The 16,597-nt window shown below is 45.0% G+C and carries 15 protein-coding genes and 1 CRISPR repeat array; of the genes, 2 read left to right on the top strand and 13 right to left on the bottom strand.

The features are described 5' to 3' along the window. Nucleotides 1-63: 63 nt before the first annotated feature. The 4 genes from ACO53F_RS05150 to ACO53F_RS05135 all read right to left on the bottom strand — a co-directional run bounded on the left by ACO53F_RS05150 (nucleotide 64) and on the right by ACO53F_RS05135 (nucleotide 4,588). Nucleotides 64-1,374, bottom strand: coding sequence for an alpha-L-fucosidase (locus tag ACO53F_RS05150; protein ID WP_485137571.1), 1,311 nt, complete (start codon nucleotides 1,372-1,374; stop codon nucleotides 64-66). Between the two features lie 69 nt (nucleotides 1,375-1,443). Further along, nucleotides 1,444-2,274, bottom strand: coding sequence for a carbohydrate ABC transporter permease (locus ACO53F_RS05145; RefSeq protein WP_485137570.1), 831 nt, complete (start codon nucleotides 2,272-2,274; stop codon nucleotides 1,444-1,446). Between the two features lies 1 nt (nucleotide 2,275). Continuing rightward, entirely contained in the window at nucleotides 2,276-3,238 is a 963-nt protein-coding gene (locus tag ACO53F_RS05140; RefSeq protein ID WP_485137569.1) for a carbohydrate ABC transporter permease, read from the bottom strand. An 81-nt stretch (nucleotides 3,239-3,319) separates the two neighbouring features. After that, nucleotides 3,320-4,588, bottom strand: a complete 1,269-nt coding sequence (locus ACO53F_RS05135) for an ABC transporter substrate-binding protein (RefSeq protein ID WP_485137568.1) — start codon at nucleotides 4,586-4,588, stop codon at nucleotides 3,320-3,322. 215 nt (nucleotides 4,589-4,803) lie between these two features. Between ACO53F_RS05135 and ACO53F_RS05130 the strand changes: the two genes are divergently transcribed. Next, nucleotides 4,804-5,640 (top strand): helix-turn-helix domain-containing protein, encoded by an 837-nt coding sequence (locus ACO53F_RS05130; protein WP_485137567.1) that lies wholly within the window; start codon nucleotides 4,804-4,806, stop codon nucleotides 5,638-5,640. 118 nt (nucleotides 5,641-5,758) lie between these two features. Beyond that, nucleotides 5,759-6,385: a CpXC domain-containing protein gene (locus ACO53F_RS05125; protein ID WP_485137566.1), complete on the top strand. Its 627-nt coding sequence runs from the start codon at nucleotides 5,759-5,761 to the stop codon at nucleotides 6,383-6,385. 59 nt (nucleotides 6,386-6,444) lie between these two features. On the opposite strand, the gene ACO53F_RS05120 is transcribed toward ACO53F_RS05125, so the two are convergent. The 9 genes from ACO53F_RS05120 to cas4 form a co-directional block, all read right to left on the bottom strand. Further along, nucleotides 6,445-6,966: a YjbQ family protein gene (locus ACO53F_RS05120; RefSeq protein WP_485137565.1), complete on the bottom strand. Its 522-nt coding sequence runs from the start codon at nucleotides 6,964-6,966 to the stop codon at nucleotides 6,445-6,447. A gap of 3 nt (nucleotides 6,967-6,969) precedes the next feature. Next, entirely contained in the window at nucleotides 6,970-7,662 is a 693-nt protein-coding gene (locus ACO53F_RS05115; protein ID WP_485137564.1) for a triose-phosphate isomerase, read from the bottom strand. A 37-nt stretch (nucleotides 7,663-7,699) separates the two neighbouring features. Further along, nucleotides 7,700-7,984, bottom strand: coding sequence for a PTS sugar transporter subunit IIB (locus tag ACO53F_RS05110; RefSeq protein ID WP_023391217.1), 285 nt, complete (start codon nucleotides 7,982-7,984; stop codon nucleotides 7,700-7,702). A 15-nt stretch (nucleotides 7,985-7,999) separates the two neighbouring features. Next, nucleotides 8,000-9,322, bottom strand: a complete 1,323-nt coding sequence (locus tag ACO53F_RS05105; RefSeq protein WP_485137563.1) for a PTS galactitol transporter subunit IIC — start codon at nucleotides 9,320-9,322, stop codon at nucleotides 8,000-8,002. Between the two features lie 31 nt (nucleotides 9,323-9,353). After that, a complete protein-coding gene (locus ACO53F_RS05100; RefSeq protein WP_485137562.1) occupies nucleotides 9,354-9,821 on the bottom strand; it encodes a PTS sugar transporter subunit IIA in 468 nt (155 codons plus the stop codon). Then, nucleotides 9,811-11,769: a BglG family transcription antiterminator gene (locus ACO53F_RS05095; RefSeq protein ID WP_485137561.1), complete on the bottom strand. Its 1,959-nt coding sequence runs from the start codon at nucleotides 11,767-11,769 to the stop codon at nucleotides 9,811-9,813. Before ACO53F_RS05095 ends, ACO53F_RS05100 begins: the two co-directional genes overlap by 11 nt. A gap of 323 nt (nucleotides 11,770-12,092) precedes the next feature. Continuing rightward, nucleotides 12,093-14,459: direct repeats of the CRISPR family, unit length 32 nt; unit sequence ATTTCAATCCACGCTCCCGCGAAGGGAGCGAC. A gap of 139 nt (nucleotides 14,460-14,598) precedes the next feature. Continuing rightward, the gene (gene cas2 / locus ACO53F_RS05090) at nucleotides 14,599-14,892 is read right to left on the bottom strand and encodes a CRISPR-associated endonuclease Cas2 (protein ID WP_485137560.1); all 294 of its coding nucleotides are present in this window, start codon (nucleotides 14,890-14,892) and stop codon (nucleotides 14,599-14,601) included. Nucleotides 14,893-14,903: 11 nt separating this feature from the next. Then, on the bottom strand, nucleotides 14,904-15,929 hold the full coding sequence (gene cas1c / locus ACO53F_RS05085; protein WP_485137559.1) for a type I-C CRISPR-associated endonuclease Cas1c: 1,026 nt from the start codon (nucleotides 15,927-15,929) through the stop codon (nucleotides 14,904-14,906). Next, a complete protein-coding gene (cas4, locus tag ACO53F_RS05080) occupies nucleotides 15,926-16,597 on the bottom strand; it encodes a CRISPR-associated protein Cas4 (protein WP_485137558.1) in 672 nt (223 codons plus the stop codon). The genes cas1c and cas4 overlap by 4 nt, the downstream gene beginning before the upstream one ends.

Below are 16,597 nucleotides of genomic sequence, written 5' to 3'. Positions count from 1 at the left end.
CCCTTCAGTGCTAGTGATATGCGCATAAAAAAGAGGCCAGTTTTACCTAGCCTCTATGTCCTTTCAATCCTTCAATTCAATCTTCAGCACGGCATCAATCTGGTTAGGTAGGAGATAAGTATAGTGCTCCACTTCCCCCATTTGGACGAAGGTCAAGCCTGGAAAGGCCTTGATATTCCAACTGTCCGAGACCTGGAGCTCTGAGCCATCATTCAACCAAGAAATCCGCTTGATTTGATCGCGGTCAATGCCCGGCAAATAAAGGGGCCCAATCGGTTGCTCGAAGAGATGGGCATAGATGGTCTGCCCTTTGCGCGTATAGTAGCCCCAGTCAGGCTTTGGCAGATCTGCATAGCCACAGCCATAGATACTTTCCGAGTGTAAATCCATCCAGTCAGAAAAATCACGCAGAATGGCCTGACTTTCGGCTGGGAACCGCCCTTGAGCGGTTGGCCCGATATTGAGGAGCATGTTGCCCTCCTTAGCTACGCACTCCACTAACTTATGAATCAGTGTCGTCGATGATTTATAGTGATGGTCTCTGGCATGATAGGCCCAGTTATTATTCATAGTCAAGCAGAGTTCCCAAGGCACAAAGTTTCCGGCTTCGTTACGGATGCCCTCATGTGGCACCACTTGCTCAGGACTGACAAAGTCCCCAGCATAGTCGCTAATGGTCTCAGTGACAATACTACCAAAGCCCTCGCCAGATGTCTCCAAACGATTATCAATCAAAATCCAAGGCTGGTGCCCCCGCACGAGCTCTATCAATTCTTGGGCCCGCCAAGCCTGACCACACATTTGACCATAAGAGAAGTCAAACCAGAGGATATCCAATCGGCCATACTGGGTCACTAATTCTTCGACCTGACAGTGCATATATTCAACATAACGATTGAAATCTTGGCCTGGATCAGCAGCTTGGTGCTTGCGGGGATGATAAGGGTCACCCGCATGTGGATAGTCAGGGTGGTGCCAGTCTAAGAGACTGTAATAGAGGCCAACCTTGAGTCCTTCAGCACGTGCAGCATCGACAAATTCCCCTACCAAGTCACGGCCACAAGGGGTATTAGTCGCCTTGTAGTCCGTCCACTGACTATCAAAGAGGCAGAAACCGTCGTGATGCTTAGCCGTCAGAATCATATACTGCATGCCTGCCGCCTTGGCTTGGCGTGCCCATTCCTGAGGTTGATAGCCCTCGGGATTGAAGCAATCTAGGTAGCTAGGGTATCTTTCCACGATTCCTGGGTCATGGCTGTAGACCCACTCACCTCGAGCGGGAATGCTGTAAAGCCCCCAGTGTAGGAACATGCCAAAACGCGCCTGACGGAACCATTGAGTCCGTTCCATAATTTGAGCCAGAGTCTGGGTCATGAACGCCCACCTCCAAGGTTGATAGATGATAACTTCATTTTGTGTCCTCCTAAAATCTTTAAGTCGAGGCTATCCCTTAACTGCCCCGCCACCTAGTGCTTCAACAAAGTATTTGCTCGTACAAGCGAATAGAATAATCGGTGGCAAAATAATAACGACAATAGCCGAGAAGAGACCATTATAGTTAGTATTAAAACTTGTTGTAAACTGGCCTAACAGGGCAGGTACTGTCAGTGATTCAGACTTTATCAGTAACATAGATGACCAATAGTATTCGTTCCAGTTATTCATGAAAGCAATAACTGCTGCTGTCATAATACCCGGGCGAGCAATTGGTAACATTACGTGCCAAAAGACTTGGAAGTAGCTACATCCATCAATTTCAGCCGCCTCTTCCATTTCCTTCGGAATAATCGAGAAGTAATTACGGATAATGAAGAAACTCATTGCAATACCACTACAAGTATACACGAAAATTAAGGCCATGGGTGTATTATAGATTCCCAATTTATTAACTAAATTATAGATAGGAAAAGTCATAGCCGTCGCGGGGATAAAGAGCGTCGAGTATATCATCGCAGATACTAAACCCTTTCCCTTAAAATCCATTCGTGCAATTACATAGGCAGATAACGATATCATGGAAATACTCAATAGTACGGAGACGGAAACCACCTTGAAACTATTCCAGAAGTAATCCAGAACATGTAGTTTGGTAAAAACATTAATATAGCCATCTACCGTTGGAGATGCTGGCCAGCTAAATCCATGTTCAGCAATTGGATCTGTTTTCAAAGAAGATAAAAATACCCAAACTAGAGGTAAAAGAGAAATAGCGCAGGTTAAGAGCATATAAGAGTAGACAAGTATCTTGCCCCACTTGGACATTCCTTTAGACATGCTACTTTCCTCCTTTATCATTAGACATGGCTGCCTTCAAGCGATTCGCTTGTTTCTTAGGAGTTCTGAAAATTAAATTAATAGTCAAAATAATTAACATACCACCTACAATTTGGAAGACACCAATAGTATTAGCTCTAGCGTATTGTGTGCGGGAGCTTCCAACTGCTAAATCCCGAATGATATAACTAATCGACTTAGTCCCTGCTGCACCGCGAGTCAGGAAGTAGACCTCGTTATAAAGTAAGAAACCTGATGTTGCTGCTAACACACTAATCGTCTTAATAGTATCTTTGATCATAGGAAGCGTAATATACCATTCCCGTCGCCAGCCACTTATCCCATCTAACATAGCCGCTTCATAAATAGCTTGAGGAACAGAGAAAATTTGACCTAATACCATCATACAAGAGGCTCCAGCAAAGAAGATATAAGCGCAAGTCATCGCTACCAGATTCCAGCCGGGAGTCAGTAGTATGGCGCCGGTAAAGTTAGGATTTATAATTTTAACAAGACTTGTGACAATCCCATAGTTTGGATTATAAATCTGTAGAAAAATTAAGCCCATAGCCGCACTCGAAATTACGGAAGGTATGATGTAAATATTACGAACCAACTTCCACCCTCTCAGTTTCTTTGAGAGTGCTAACGCAACCAGTACTGCCAAAGGAACCTGCACAAGCACACCTGCTATTGCCCAGATAAGTGAATTTGTCAAGGCTTCTTTGAAAAAGGGATAATCTTGAAAAATGTAACGGTAGTTGTCGAAAATATGTGACATGTCCAGGAATCTAGGCGTGTTAAGATTGCTGTAGTCCCATTTCATAAATGATGACACGAAGACTGTCACAATAGAATACAGATAGAAGACGGCATAACAGATAAGGGTTGGCAAGAGACAGATAAAAATAAAGCGCCGTCTCTGATTCTGCCTCTTCTTCAAGGTCGTGACGGTTTGAGGCATCGTCTTCACTTCCTTTATGACATTATTTAAGTCTGAGGGGAGGCCCCTCATAGTAGAGGAGCCAGAACTCAGACCACTTGACTAATTAATTAAGGCCTTAAGTACATCCTTAGTTTCTTGAACCTTCTGTTCAATATTAACCCCGTCCGCGGCACTTTCGGTGAGGGCATTAATAAGAGCATCTTTAACGTCCCCACCCCATGCATTAGCAATAGTAGTTACCGTCTGATTGGCTCCATGAACTTGTTTTAGTGCCTTACCCAAAATCTGTACGGTTGGGTCAGAGTTTGCTTTAACAATCCCGTCAATATCTACCTTACTGTTCGCGGGATTAGCACCTACTTTTTCGAAAATAACCTTTTGGACTTTTTCACTCGTCATATATTCTAGAAATTCTAATGCTAATTTCTTCTTAGGTTCTGACAATTGATTAGAGATTGTAATCCCTCCGCCTGCGGCACTAATTGCCACGCCACCAGGGTAGAGTCCTGGTTGTAAAGCCTTATTGTCTTTCATACCACCAGCAGCCCACACCCCATTAATAAAGACGGCGGACTTACCTTGAGCGAAATCAGCCGAATAAACGTCTGCTGTCCCCCCTGCATGAGTCGACCCATTGGCATTTACTTCTGTCATAACTGCAGTTAAGGCATCAGTAAAGGCAGGAGAATCAATCGCTTCATTGGTTAAAGGTTGATTCAAAAGAGCTCGCCCTTCTTCCGACATTCCTAAATAGGTGTTGAGAAGCCGAATAGATGTTTCTCCTGCACCATAGGCATAGATACCATCGATCTTCCGAACGCTTGCCATCGCTTCAGTAAAGTCCTTCCAAGTAACCCAATCCTGAGGTTCCTTGGCGCCAGCCTTCTTAAAGATATCTTGGTTATACCACAAACCCATCGTAAAAAGTTGGTCGTGAACTGTGTAGAGTTTTCCGTCTACCATATTTTGTGTATAATTAAGCCCCACATTATCTTGAAGTTTCTTCTCATCAATATAAGGTTTAAGATCCATGACTAAATTTTGTTCGATAGCTGCCAAAGACAGGGATTGCCCAGCTAAGTCAATAATATCAGGGAATGCACCGCTCGCTACTTTATTATTCATTATATCTACAAGACTTCCCGATACTGGAATAGGTTTAAATTCTACCTCACCATCCGCATGTTCCTTAGCAAATTCATCGAATAAGTCGCGCATGATCTTAGCGACTGGCCATTCGGATTCATCTTGATGATAGCCATGATAGAATTCTAAGACTTCCTTTTCTGCATAAACAGTAGGCACAATCGCGCTAGCTAGGATTAGGCTCGCGAATGTAGGGGCAGCAAATTTCAACCACTTTTTCATTAATACTCCTCCTCAAAATAGATAATTAAAATCAGCAGATGACAAACTAATAAATTATTGCCCCCCTTTTTAAAGAAATTTCTGATTTATTGTACATTTCTATTGTATTCCAGTTGGATAGCGGTTACAATTTAGTTAGGTGACACTTTCTCTTTATATTTGCGTAGTATTGTCACCTTACTAAAGATATTGCAACTAATTAAGGAGGGGTCTATTTGGCTTACTTGCAAGAGTTTCATGTCTTTCATAACAAAAGTAGCGTCGATCTCTACCCTGTTCAATTTGGGAGAGAGAGTTGTAAGTCGCTCCAGGCATTTGGGCCAACAACTGTTAATGGGTACCTATTTCACTATATACTGGAAGGCAAGGGAACCTTTTACTTGAACGAAGAAAATCACTCAACTCAGCTAAGTGCTGGACAAGGCTTCTTAATTCCACCTCATACAATTTGTAGCTATCAAGCAGATTTAAATACTCCATGGACCTATGCTTGGATAGAATTTAACGGCTTAAAGGCCAAGCATTATCTTAAATCCGCAGGCCTCTCTCGCCAAAATCTAATTTACTATCCCAAAAAACCTAACGTCCATCCCGAGATCAAAACTTCACTGATGACAATCATAGAGAATTCGACCAAGGCTGATACCTTCCTAATTGGTCATCTCTATCTTTTCCTAGAACAGTTAGCAATCAACTCTCGCTACTACAGTCCGGATAGTCGCCATGATATTCAAAACTTCTACATTCGAGAAACGATCCAATATATACACGACCACTATAATGAAGCTCTGTCGGTAGAGCTATTAGCTGATCATTGCAATTTAAACCGAAGCCACTTTAGCCGACTCTTTAAGAAAGAACTATCACTCTCTCCTAGTCAATTCATTCTCCAATATCGTCTTAAGATGGCGAGCGAGCTCTTATCCACTACCTCTGCTTCTATACAGGATATCGCCGAATCCGTCGGTTTTACCAACTCATTTAATTTCTCAACGAGTTTCAAGAAATTTTTTGGCGTCAACCCAAGTAAGTGGCGCCATCAAGAAACCTAAGAGAAGCTAACACTCGCACTTCTACTCCATCATACCCGACTTGTAAGTCACATCATTCAGCTGTAAACTTAACAGTGTAAAGTAATCTTGCTAAACTAAATTCGAAGGAGTTGTCCTCATGATTGTTCGTGATACTGTCCAAATGGCCTGCCCTTATTGCCAGCATGTCCAAGATTTCGAAGTTCTCTTGCTTGTGACTGGCGATATGGAGCCCCCTCTGCGCGACCGCATTATCTCTGGTGATTGGGCGACCTTTAGCTGCCAGAAGTGTCAAAAGCAGGAACGCATCCTCTACCCTACCCTCTACGAAGACCGCGTTCGCAAGGTCAGAATACACTACCAGCCAAACGAAGTGGAAGCCGCTCAACTCCTCAAGCAATTGCCCGAGACGGTCGCCTCTTACGGCCCTAACTATGCCGACTATCAAGTCCGCCTAGTGACCAATCCCTTGGACTTCATGGAGAAAGTAGCCATCTTCACTGCCGGCTATGATGATCGTATTATGGAGGCAGTCAAGCAGGTCTTAAAACAAACCAACAGCCTACCTATTGACCTAGTTGACCTCTACTTCGGACTTAACCCTGAAGGAGACAAATTGTTCTACCTTTACACCCCTTCTGGCTTGTTGGGACTAGACTTTGATGAGGCTCTCTACCAGCAAGTAGCTGAGCGGGCCCCTGAATATGGCCAAGATCAAGTTTTTGTGGTAAATCAAGATTGGGCAGCTCAACACAACTGGATTTAGAAATCAAATAAAAGACTGGATATTAATAAATCCAGTCTCTTTTTTATGCGATAGGTTTCCTATTCTCCAATTACAACAACACGATACTTACGCACTCGTTCTCGGGTTTGGTCAAAGTCCGCTAGATAGAAATAGCCTGTGCGACCAACCGCTACTTGACCATCCACGACTGCAAAGGTCTCGCTGGCGCCAATGATGGTTGCTTTGAGATGGGCATCGCCATTCCATAGTAGGCTGCGATCACCACCCGGCAACCAGTCATCAACATCCGGCCAGGATTCCACTTCTGCATAATGTAGCGGACCTGGATAGCGATAAGTTTGAGCGCTAGTATGAGGCGGCAGAATCTTCTCTAGCGCATCATTGAGGTCCAGATGTAACCACTCATTGCCATGCTCGTCCACGTCATGTGTGTACTCCTCATAGAGAATAGCGCAGGTCGTGTGGGCCGTGACAATGGTGACAATACCAGATTGAATGCCACTTGTCGCTACAGCATTCTTAACCGTCTCCGTAATATCTACATAGGAGACTTGTCCGGCTTGACTAGCCACCTTAAATTCCTGATTATAAACTGCCATCAGCTAGCCCTCCTTCATGGCTCGGTCCACTGCAGCCACCATGTTTTTAAGCATTTGGGATGGATTGGGGGCTTTGACAATGCCACTGGTACATCCCGTCCCATCAGCACCGGAGCGAATCGCCCGATAGACATCCTCAGGCGTCATAATGCCCGCTCCCTGCATGATCAAAGTATGGGGACTGAGAGCCTTCACTGCTTGATTGGTCATCGCCATATAAGCGTCATCACTGGTTTGGCCGGTGCCAATCAACTCGGTTGGCTCGCAGAGCATAATCGTCGGCTCTAAAAGACTCAAGGCTCGCGCTTCGTCTAAAGAGTCCGCACAAACAATGGTCGCCATTCCCAAGTCATGGGCTCGCTTAACCGAGGCCACTAACTGAGCCGAGCTCAATGGATGTTCCGCATGATTGAGGAAGGTGGCCCGAGCCCCGGCGGCATAGAGCGAGTCTGCCAAGACTGCTCCCATGCCTCTGCCCGGTTCAATACCATCCAGATGCTGGGCACAAACAATCACATGTTGAGTCTGGGAAGTCACTCGATAGAGATCAGCATAGGGGCAGGTCAAAACCACCGCAATGTCTGGGTAATCCAGGGCTAACTGATCGGCTACCCGCGCCATTCCCAGTAAGTGCTCTCCGTAGAGATAGGATTTGGGATTAAAGATAAAGAACTTGCCTTTGAAATCAACCGTCATAAAGTTCCCTCCTTAAGGTCCATAAGGATTTTTCTGATTAAGCCTCCAACTGAGACTTGAGGTCTGACCAAAGGGCATCCAATCCCATGCCGGTTAAGAGTGGCAAGCCCATAATCACCTTGTCCTTGATAGAATCTGGCACCACTGTCGTCGAAATCACCACATCATAGTCATCAATTCGGTTAACCTCTTCGGCCACCTTGGATTGGAATACTTGGACAGAATCGCTATAACCATTTGCTTTCAACCAATCTTTGACCTTACCTGCAACAACCGTAGAAGTGGCAATACCTGAGCCACACATAATTAAGAGTTTCTTCATTGCTTTTACTCCTTCCTAGGATTTGCGTACCTTATTGACATAGTAGAGACCTGCTAGCGAAACCAGAAGTACTAAAGTTAAGATGACCCAAGGCATATGATTGCCCGCGAAAATGAAGAGCCAGGTTGGCCAGAGTCCACCTTCTGCCATAGCCGTTACACTGGTGTTGCCACCTAAGTCGAAGTTAGCTGATTGAGCAGCTTTGGTAACTAATGGGGCAGCCCATGAAGTCACATAGAGAATGCTAGCCATATAAATGGTCCCACCTACAACCGTCCGGACAATATTGCCCCGGAAGACGGCTGCCATCAAGCAGACAACGAATGGAATAGTTGCTAAGTCCCCAAATGGTAAAGTTTGGTTACCTGGCAAGATAACTGCTAAGAGAATGGTGATGGGCACTAGCAAGAGAGAAGAAGATAAGACAGCTGGATGGCCTACGGATAAAGCAGAGTCCATCCCGATGTTGACTTCTCGGCCTGGGAAGCGGCGTTGCACAAAGTCATTAGCTGCTTCAGAGATAGGCGTCAAGCCTTCCATGAGCAAGGAAACCATACGAGGCATGAGGACCATAACGGCCGACATCTTGACCCCTAATTGCAGGACTTCTTTTACTTCATAGCTGGCCAAGAGCCCCATGATAATCCCGATAATTAAACCTAATACGGTTGATTCTCCAAAAATCCCAAAGCGTTTTTGGATAGTTTCAGGATCGGCTTCAATCTTGTTAAAACCAGGAATCCGGTCAAAAAGCCAGTTGAGGGGGATGGCTACTAAGAAGCCTGGCGCTGAGGTCCCGTGAGGGAAGGTAATATTAGGGAAACCATAAAATTTCTTAATAGCTGGTGCAATAATGTCGCCCAAGAGATAAATCATGACCAGATAAGTCACAGTCGCATAGAGACCGAGTGAGAAGTCTTGGGTCACAGCATAAACCAAAGAAGCTACGAAGGCTGCGTGCCAGAAGTTCCACATATCCACCATGAGAGTCTTGGTTAAGCCTAAGAAGAGCAAGAGCAAGTTAATCCCAATCCCAATTGGAATGGATAAACTCCCTAAGAGGGTCCCATAAGAAATAGCTGCGGCGGCTGGCCAGCCCACATCAATCGTAGTCAAGTTCAAACCAAAACGTTCCACCATAGCTTGCGCGGCAGGGCCCAAGCTCCCGCCCAGAAGGTCAACAACCATGTTCAAGCCTACAAAACCAATCCCGACCATAATGCCAGAGACTAGGGCCTTCTTAGGCTTGGTCCCCAAAGCAACCCCAAAGATAAAAATCAAAATAGGTAAGACGACAATAGCGCCTAAATCAACGAAGCTTTTAAACAAGTCTAACATCTTACTTCCTCCTTTGAATGGGAAAAAACGACTATAAAATTCCGTGTTGGGCAAGCATCATACGCAGAACTCCCTGGGATTCAGGCTGATCAGGCAATTGACAGATAGCTGCCATAGCTTGACTATCCTGCAGTAGAGCTACCAAATCTTGCAGTAAAGTGAGTTGCTGGTGGGCCTCCTTAAGAGCGAGCATGAAAACTACCTGAACAGGTACGACCACATCTGAGGTTCCCATCTGGTAGAATTCTACCGGTTTGTCTAGCGTCATGATGGCTAACTGGGCTTTCTTCACGTGCTCCACATCCGTATGGGGGATGGCAATCCCATAATCCTGAAACTGGAGGCCCGTTGGAAAAATCTTCTCTCGTTCCAAGACTGCTGTTGGATAGGATTCATAAACCACACCGCAATCCACCATGACTTGGCCTAGATAGGCTAACACCTCCTCTCTCGTCTTAAGGCCACTGACTTGGAACTGTATGATATTCTCATCTAACATTGATATTCACTTCCTCTAATAGACGAGCCTTGAGGTTGGCTCCATCCTGGCATTGACTGAGTTGGTTCATTAATTCTTGGTCTTCAATTAGGGCATAGAGGGCTATCAGGCTCTCCTTGAATAGCTTCATATCTCGTTCCGCTACTGCAATTAGGAAGATGAGCTTGACTTGGTTCTGCCCCCAGCTAACTGGCTTGTCTAACGAGACTAGGACGATTTCAGAGTGAGTGACGGTCTTAGGATCACTATGAGGCAAGGCCACACCTGTGTAGACGCTAGTAGCTCCCATTTGCTCTCGTTCATAAACCGACTGGGCAAAGGCTGGATTAGCTAAATTCTGGGGGCTGGCTTGCGCCAAGACTAGCTCTAAGGCCTGGTCTTGGTTGTTGGCTGACAACTGAACATGGTCAGGCGTCTGAAGCAGTTCCGCTAAACCGGCCACATGGAAGCTAGGCTCGCGTCTGAGCGCCTTGACCATCTGATGATGGCCGGAGGTTAACTGGTCGTAGTGATGGCGAATCTGCTCGAGCTCATCTCGAGTCATAATCGGACTTACTCGCTGGACGGGTACCGGCAGCTCTTCCTTTAAGTCGAGAGAGGAAATAACTAAATCCACGCCACGCCAATCCATATCAGTTAACTCCTGCCATTTAAGATTGAGAAGGCGATCCGAGGGTCTGAAAATCCGCTGTAACTTGGCTAGAATCAGCTCAGAGGCTGCTAGACCATGTTGGCATACTACCACAATGGTTAGAGGTCGTTGGACCTTCTCCAGGGCAATCTGAAAATGAATGACCAAGAAAGCCAACTCCTCATCCGGCACTTCCATATCATAGTGTTCAGCAAAATCCCGCAAAGCCAGCCAGACGATATTAAATAAGGTTAAGTATTGCTTCCTAATTTCGTCTAAGGCTGGATTGGTAACATGCATATGATGTCGTAAGCGGAAAATCATTGAAGACATATGATTGGTTAGCATAGCTAGCAAATGCTGATCCTGACTTAGGTCTACATTGAGAAAGTCTGAAACCCGTTGAATCAGGGCCTGGACTTGCTGACGCAATTCCCGTTCATAGTCGGGGCTTTGGACCTTGAAACCTACCGCCAATAAGGTATAGGCTAGAGATTCGATTTCGATAGCTGATAGCTGCACTAGCGCTTGGCCTGTCACTGCCTCCAAGAGCTCACCAGCGAAGAAGTAAACTTCCAGGTGGCTGAGGTCGCGGACCAATTCCTTTGCTCGAACTTGAAGGACCTGGCCTAACTGGCCTCGACGTCGGATAATCAAACATTCTAGTAAGAGCAAGAGATAATAATCTGCCGTGAAATCATGCTGATAAGTCTGACTTAACTGATTCAAGGCCTGCTGGCAGAGGGCAATATCTTCCGCTGGGAAAAAGACCACTAAGTCCCGAATAGGCTCTGCCATCTGATAGAGCCACTCCTGTAGATAAGTTCGTAGACATTGACGGATAGCTGACTCCCGTCCCTGAACTTGTAGGCGGCCATCTTGACGAACCAGTATTAATCCACAAGCTTGGAAACGAGGCCCTAAACGGCTCAAGTCGCGGTTCAGGGTCGCAGAGGACACATAAAGTTGGTCTGCTAAATCCTCTAAATCAAGTCCTCCTGAGTCCAAACATAGGCCCTTAAGTAAATGACGCTCACGGTCGTCAGGACCATAAGCTTCCCACTGATCTGCTTGCTGCCAGTCTTTAATCAGGCTCCGTAACCTCGCCTCATCAGCTTGACTTAAGTCTAAACGTACCCCATTACGAGGTGATTTTTCTATGGCTAAGCCATGCGGTGCTAAAGCCTCATTAAGCTTAGCCAAATCATGATAAATTGTCTTGGCTGATACGCCATAGAGCTGGGCAATCTGGGTACTAGCCATATAGTCGGTCTGCTTAAGTAAATAATCCAACAAATGCATCTGTCGCTTATTCATGGCTCCCTCCTAAAGTTAGATTAAAACGTTTTCATCTACTTAAATTATACCTTGGATTGCTGTCTAGATAAAATCATCTTACTTCCGGATTAATGTGGAAGTACAAAAAGAGCCATCCGTTTACATTACTAGTAAATAGATAGCTTATTATTCTTAATTTTTCTATGCCCCATACATTGATACTTTTATAAAGTCGCACCAATTAAATCTTCTTAATCTATTTTTAGATAGGCTAGGAAGTTCATTCGCATTATCAATCTTCGCTAACACTTCTGCAAAGAGGACGACGCAACATCGCCCAAATAAGAGTATGGGCTAACTGAATTCCAATCCACGCTCCCGTGAAGGGAGCGACTTCTACTTCGAAGTTGGTTAGACGCCCAGATACTCTATTTCAATCCACGCTCCCGCGAAGGGAGCGACGGTAACGCCTAAGTGGAAGGGTTCCGGTAAATTATTTCAATCCACGCTCCCGCGAAGGGAGCGACACGCCACGCTTGAGGGGACCGGATGGGTAGTCAATAAATTTCAATCCACGCTCCCGCGAAGGGAGCGACTAACTGCCTGTACTCGGCTAGCGTGACGCGGTTTAATTTCAATCCACGCTCCCGCGAAGGGAGCGACGTACAGTTTCATGGCCTACCTCCTAATTAGTTATATTTCAATCCACGCTCCCGCGAAGGGAGCGACTGATTCCTGTGGAAGTCCTGCAACCTCATGACAAATTTCAATCCACGCTCCCGCGAAGGGAGCGACTGGTCGGATGTGGGTTCGCAAGCGAATCAATAGTATTTCAATCCACGCCCCCGCGAAGGGAGCGACTAACAAACGATATAAGTAGCCAATCGACTGTTTACATTTCAATCCACGCTCCCGCGAAGGGAGCGACACCTTACAACTAAGCCGCACGGCTTGCGAAAACAATTTCAATCCACGCTCCCGCGAAGGGAGCGACGCGCAGAAGCGTCAACGAGAGAAAGAGAAACTTATTTCAATCCACGCTCCCGCGAAGGGAGCGACGCAGATTAAGGCGGACGCGGGCAAACGGACTAAATTTCAATCCACGCTCCCGCGAAGGGAGCGACCTCACATAAGGCTTGGTGATTCGACGCATCCCAATTTCAATCCACGCTCCCGCGAAGGGAGCGACAAGGCTTTGATGGCTTGAAAGATATCTTAAACAAAATTTCAATCCACGCTCCCGCGAAGGGAGCGACTGTGCCTCATTCATTTTTTCGTCGACCTTTTTGTAATTTCAATCCACGCTCCCGCGAAGGGAGCGACGTATCACCTTGAAGATAATGGCGAAATGTCATCTAAGATTTCAATCCACGCTCCCGCGAAGGGAGCGACCTCTAGTAATTTTTGCAATTCATCTTTCTGATTTATTTCAATCCACGCTCCCGCGAAGGGAGCGACATTTCTACTTTACGAAAGAGCAGTACACGTACAAATTTCAATCCACGCTCCCGCGAAGGGAGCGACTGTTCTTCCCAGGTGCTCAGCCACTTGGTAAAGAATTTCAATCCACGCTCCCGCGAAGGGAGCGACGTTAATGAGACAAGATATTGATGGTATTCCTAGTATTTCAATCCACGCTCCCGCGAAGGGAGCGACGGTGATGAGCTATGGCTAAGTTCACAGTCGATATTATTTCAATCCACGCTCCCGCGAAGGGAGCGACTTTTCGCCTGACGCCTTGAATAATAAGACTTTCTCATTTCAATCCACGCTCCCGCGAAGGGAGCGACGGTGACGGCTATGATGATATCGGCAATCCGATTATTTCAATCCACGCTCCCGCGAAGGGAGCGACTGCCGACGGAGGTAATGGGGTTCTCGACGCGCTCTATATTTCAATCCACGCTCCCGCGAAGGGAGCGACGCGTGTCCCGATGAATAGCATCCACGGCTTCAACATTTCAATCCACGCTCCCGCGAAGGGAGCGACTGTGACCTCTGTCTAGTAGCCTCTGCCTCCTCTATATTTCAATCCACGCTCCCGCGAAGGGAGCGACCGATTGGACGGCACGCACTGATGACGACATTATCAAAATTTCAATCCACGCTCCCGCGAAGGGAGCGACCAAGGTCCAAGGACCTAAAGGTGACCCTGGCAAAATTTCAATCCACGCTCCCGCGAAGGGAGCGACTATTTCGACACCGAAGAGGCTTCCTCGACCGATTGATTTCAATCCACGCTCCCGCGAAGGGAGCGACCATTAGAGCTTGAGCAACTAGCCATCAGCAGATGATTTCAATCCACGCTCCCGCGAAGGGAGCGACGGGACTTGACGGTGACAAGTGGTATTTCTTTGATGAATTTCAATCCACGCTCCCGCGAAGGGAGCGACGTAGAATACAAAAACATTGACGTACAAGAGCTAAGAATTTCAATCCACGCTCCCGCGAAGGGAGCGACCTACTATCCGCCGGTTGAGTTTACTCCAAGGCAGAATTTCAATCCACGCTCCCGCGAAGGGAGCGACAGTATGTCGCAAGTGCAATCAACGCAAGAGTTATAAAATTTCAATCCACGCTCCCGCGAAGGGAGCGACGGGGTTATCAATGACCTTCGATAGCTCTGACTTTATTTCAATCCACGCTCCCGCGAAGGGAGCGACCCACGTAAGCAACCTTGAGTGGGCTACCTACTACATTTCAATCCACGCTCCCGCGAAGGGAGCGACTGCGTAATTCTACACAGTTTGCTACCAAAACATATAGAAAATATCAAATAGAAATTCTATTTTTCAGCTGTTTTAGTAACTTAATTCACTATTTTGGCGCGAGGCCACTTTATATTGCATGAGCAACTAAACCTCGCATCTATAAAATTAATACTCCGGTATCAGGATTATAGCTAGTATCTTGTCCAATAGTTTCAATACGATTTTGCCAATTCTTACCCAGAAGGTAAAATCTTATACTATCTGTCTCATCATCAATAATTTTAACTAGCTTGTGTTTGAGTTCAATAAAATCTGCAGGTGTCAAAGAACACTCAAAAACAGAATTTTGCACCCTCTGCCCATAATCTAAACACACTTTTGCTACATTTCTCAGTCGCCTCTTTCCTTCTATTAATTCAGTATTAACATCATAGGTTACTAATATCATCATTGCATAATCTCCTATATCATAAAAGGAGGGTAGCTTTCTAAATCTCCTCGTATAGCTTTAGCAAGTAGTTGGGCTTGAACATATGGTAATAACATTGTTTTTACCTTTTCTCGCAAATAAGGATGTTCAACCTCAACATGCTTACGTTTCTGCCACTCCTCTAAGAAAATAGCTCGACCTTTTTTATTCAATAAAACACTACCTGTTTCCTTGATTTCAAAATGTTTTCTGTTAATCTGCCCATTATTAATTAACGAGAAAACAAAACGATCCACTATATAGTTTCTAAACTCTTCTACTAAATCAAGCGCAAGGCTTGCTCTCCCCGGACGATCAGTGTGGAAAAAACCTACATAACTATCAATTCCCACTGCCTCAAGAGCGGATTGACATTCATAGGTTAGCATACTATATCCAAATGATAATAGTGCGTTTACAGGATCCAAAGGTGGCCGTTTTGTCCGACCATTAAATCGGAAAAATTCATTATTTTTGAGTGAAAAAAATTCAAAGAGTTTAAAAAACTGGTTAGCGGCTTGACCTTCAATACCTCTAAGTGAGTCCTTATCCATTGTTGTCTGAACGGCATCTATTGACTTACAGAGTTCTACTTCAATGAACTCAAAAAAATTGCTTGGAATCTGATTGCGATGATCCCTTTTAAATCTTAGTAAATATTTTCTTGAATTCGAAATTTTTGCTAGAATAAACCTTCTAGCATATTCAAGAGAATCAGTGGCATCTGCTAATCGATACTGCGCTCTTCTTAAAAGCACATTACCACTTGTAGGCCCAACAAACCTACCACAAAAGTGCCCTTGAGGTGTATGCAACGATAAATTAATATTGTTTTCAGAACAAAGTTCTATAAGTGCTGGAGACACACCTACATATGAGAAACAGATGATACCCTCAATAATACGATAGGGGAAACGCGCTACTATATTTTTATCTTGTTTGATTACAATATTTTCGCGTTCACGAGATACATAGTAATCGTCTTCAGTAATATAAAGAGTATTTAATAACTTCTTCATTCATCCACACCACTTTTCAAAGCTGCTTCAATATAATTTTCTACATTTCGTCCTTTCTTACTTAATCTTGGTAAGCAAACATCGACTAAAGAACACAATTTACAATTTTTGAAATACTCTGCTTTTGGTATTTGCTTTTGACGATAGTATGTATGCATATCTGCCGCTAACTGTCTCACTATATTCCTCAAATCCTCTGTTACTGGCACGGTTACTCTCTGGTTAACAGCATGATAATATAATGACGCTTCTTTAATTTGACACTCAAATGTTTCCTCTAGACAAAGTACTTGAGCAATCAACTGTACGATATCCCGTAAATCTTTCTTTGGCTTCCCCCTCTTATATTCAACTATATTAGGAGCCCAAAAACCAGTATGTCCATTAATTCTGATGCCATGCCTACAAGAATGTAGTTCCAAAACATCCATGATACCGTACAAGCCTAATTCTTTTGATACAATATGAACGGCCCGTGATATTATGACACCGTGCCGTTTTTCCTTAAGTAGAGGATTATCCGCTTTCTGATGAAGCATCTGGCCGTGTACCGTAGCTTCGTTATCTTTCCACTGTTGTTCTAGATGTATTAATCCCCATTGGCGCTTACAAAAATAGAAATGTTGTATACCAGATAACATCAAATAATCATCTTCATCATACACCAA

The organism is Abiotrophia sp. (assembly GCF_057275535.1).
Note: the sequence above shows the minus strand (reverse complement) of the source record. Positions and strands in the feature narration are given on the sequence as shown.

Excerpts from the sequence above, each read along its gene's own strand:
- ACO53F_RS05095 (WP_485137561.1), bottom strand. The coding sequence starts at position 11,769 with ATGAATAAGCGACAGATGCATTTGTTGGATTATTTACTTAAGCAGACC.
- cas2 (WP_485137560.1), bottom strand. The coding sequence starts at position 14,892 with ATGATGATATTAGTAACCTATGATGTTAATACTGAATTAATAGAAGGA.
- ACO53F_RS05120 (WP_485137565.1), bottom strand. The coding sequence starts at position 6,966 with ATGGCAGTTTATAATCAGGAATTTAAGGTGGCTAGTCAAGCCGGACAA.
- ACO53F_RS05105 (WP_485137563.1), bottom strand. The coding sequence starts at position 9,322 with ATGTTAGACTTGTTTAAAAGCTTCGTTGATTTAGGCGCTATTGTCGTC.
- cas1c (WP_485137559.1), bottom strand. The coding sequence starts at position 15,929 with ATGAAGAAGTTATTAAATACTCTTTATATTACTGAAGACGATTACTAT.
- ACO53F_RS05100 (WP_485137562.1), bottom strand. The coding sequence starts at position 9,821 with ATGTTAGATGAGAATATCATACAGTTCCAAGTCAGTGGCCTTAAGACG.
- ACO53F_RS05125 (WP_485137566.1), top strand. The coding sequence starts at position 5,759 with ATGATTGTTCGTGATACTGTCCAAATGGCCTGCCCTTATTGCCAGCAT.
- ACO53F_RS05150 (WP_485137571.1), bottom strand. The coding sequence starts at position 1,374 with ATGACCCAGACTCTGGCTCAAATTATGGAACGGACTCAATGGTTCCGT.
- ACO53F_RS05115 (WP_485137564.1), bottom strand. The coding sequence starts at position 7,662 with ATGACGGTTGATTTCAAAGGCAAGTTCTTTATCTTTAATCCCAAATCC.
- ACO53F_RS05135 (WP_485137568.1), bottom strand. The coding sequence starts at position 4,588 with ATGAAAAAGTGGTTGAAATTTGCTGCCCCTACATTCGCGAGCCTAATC.
- ACO53F_RS05110 (WP_023391217.1), bottom strand. The coding sequence starts at position 7,984 with ATGAAGAAACTCTTAATTATGTGTGGCTCAGGTATTGCCACTTCTACG.
- ACO53F_RS05145 (WP_485137570.1), bottom strand. The coding sequence starts at position 2,274 with ATGTCTAAAGGAATGTCCAAGTGGGGCAAGATACTTGTCTACTCTTAT.
- ACO53F_RS05140 (WP_485137569.1), bottom strand. The coding sequence starts at position 3,238 with ATGCCTCAAACCGTCACGACCTTGAAGAAGAGGCAGAATCAGAGACGG.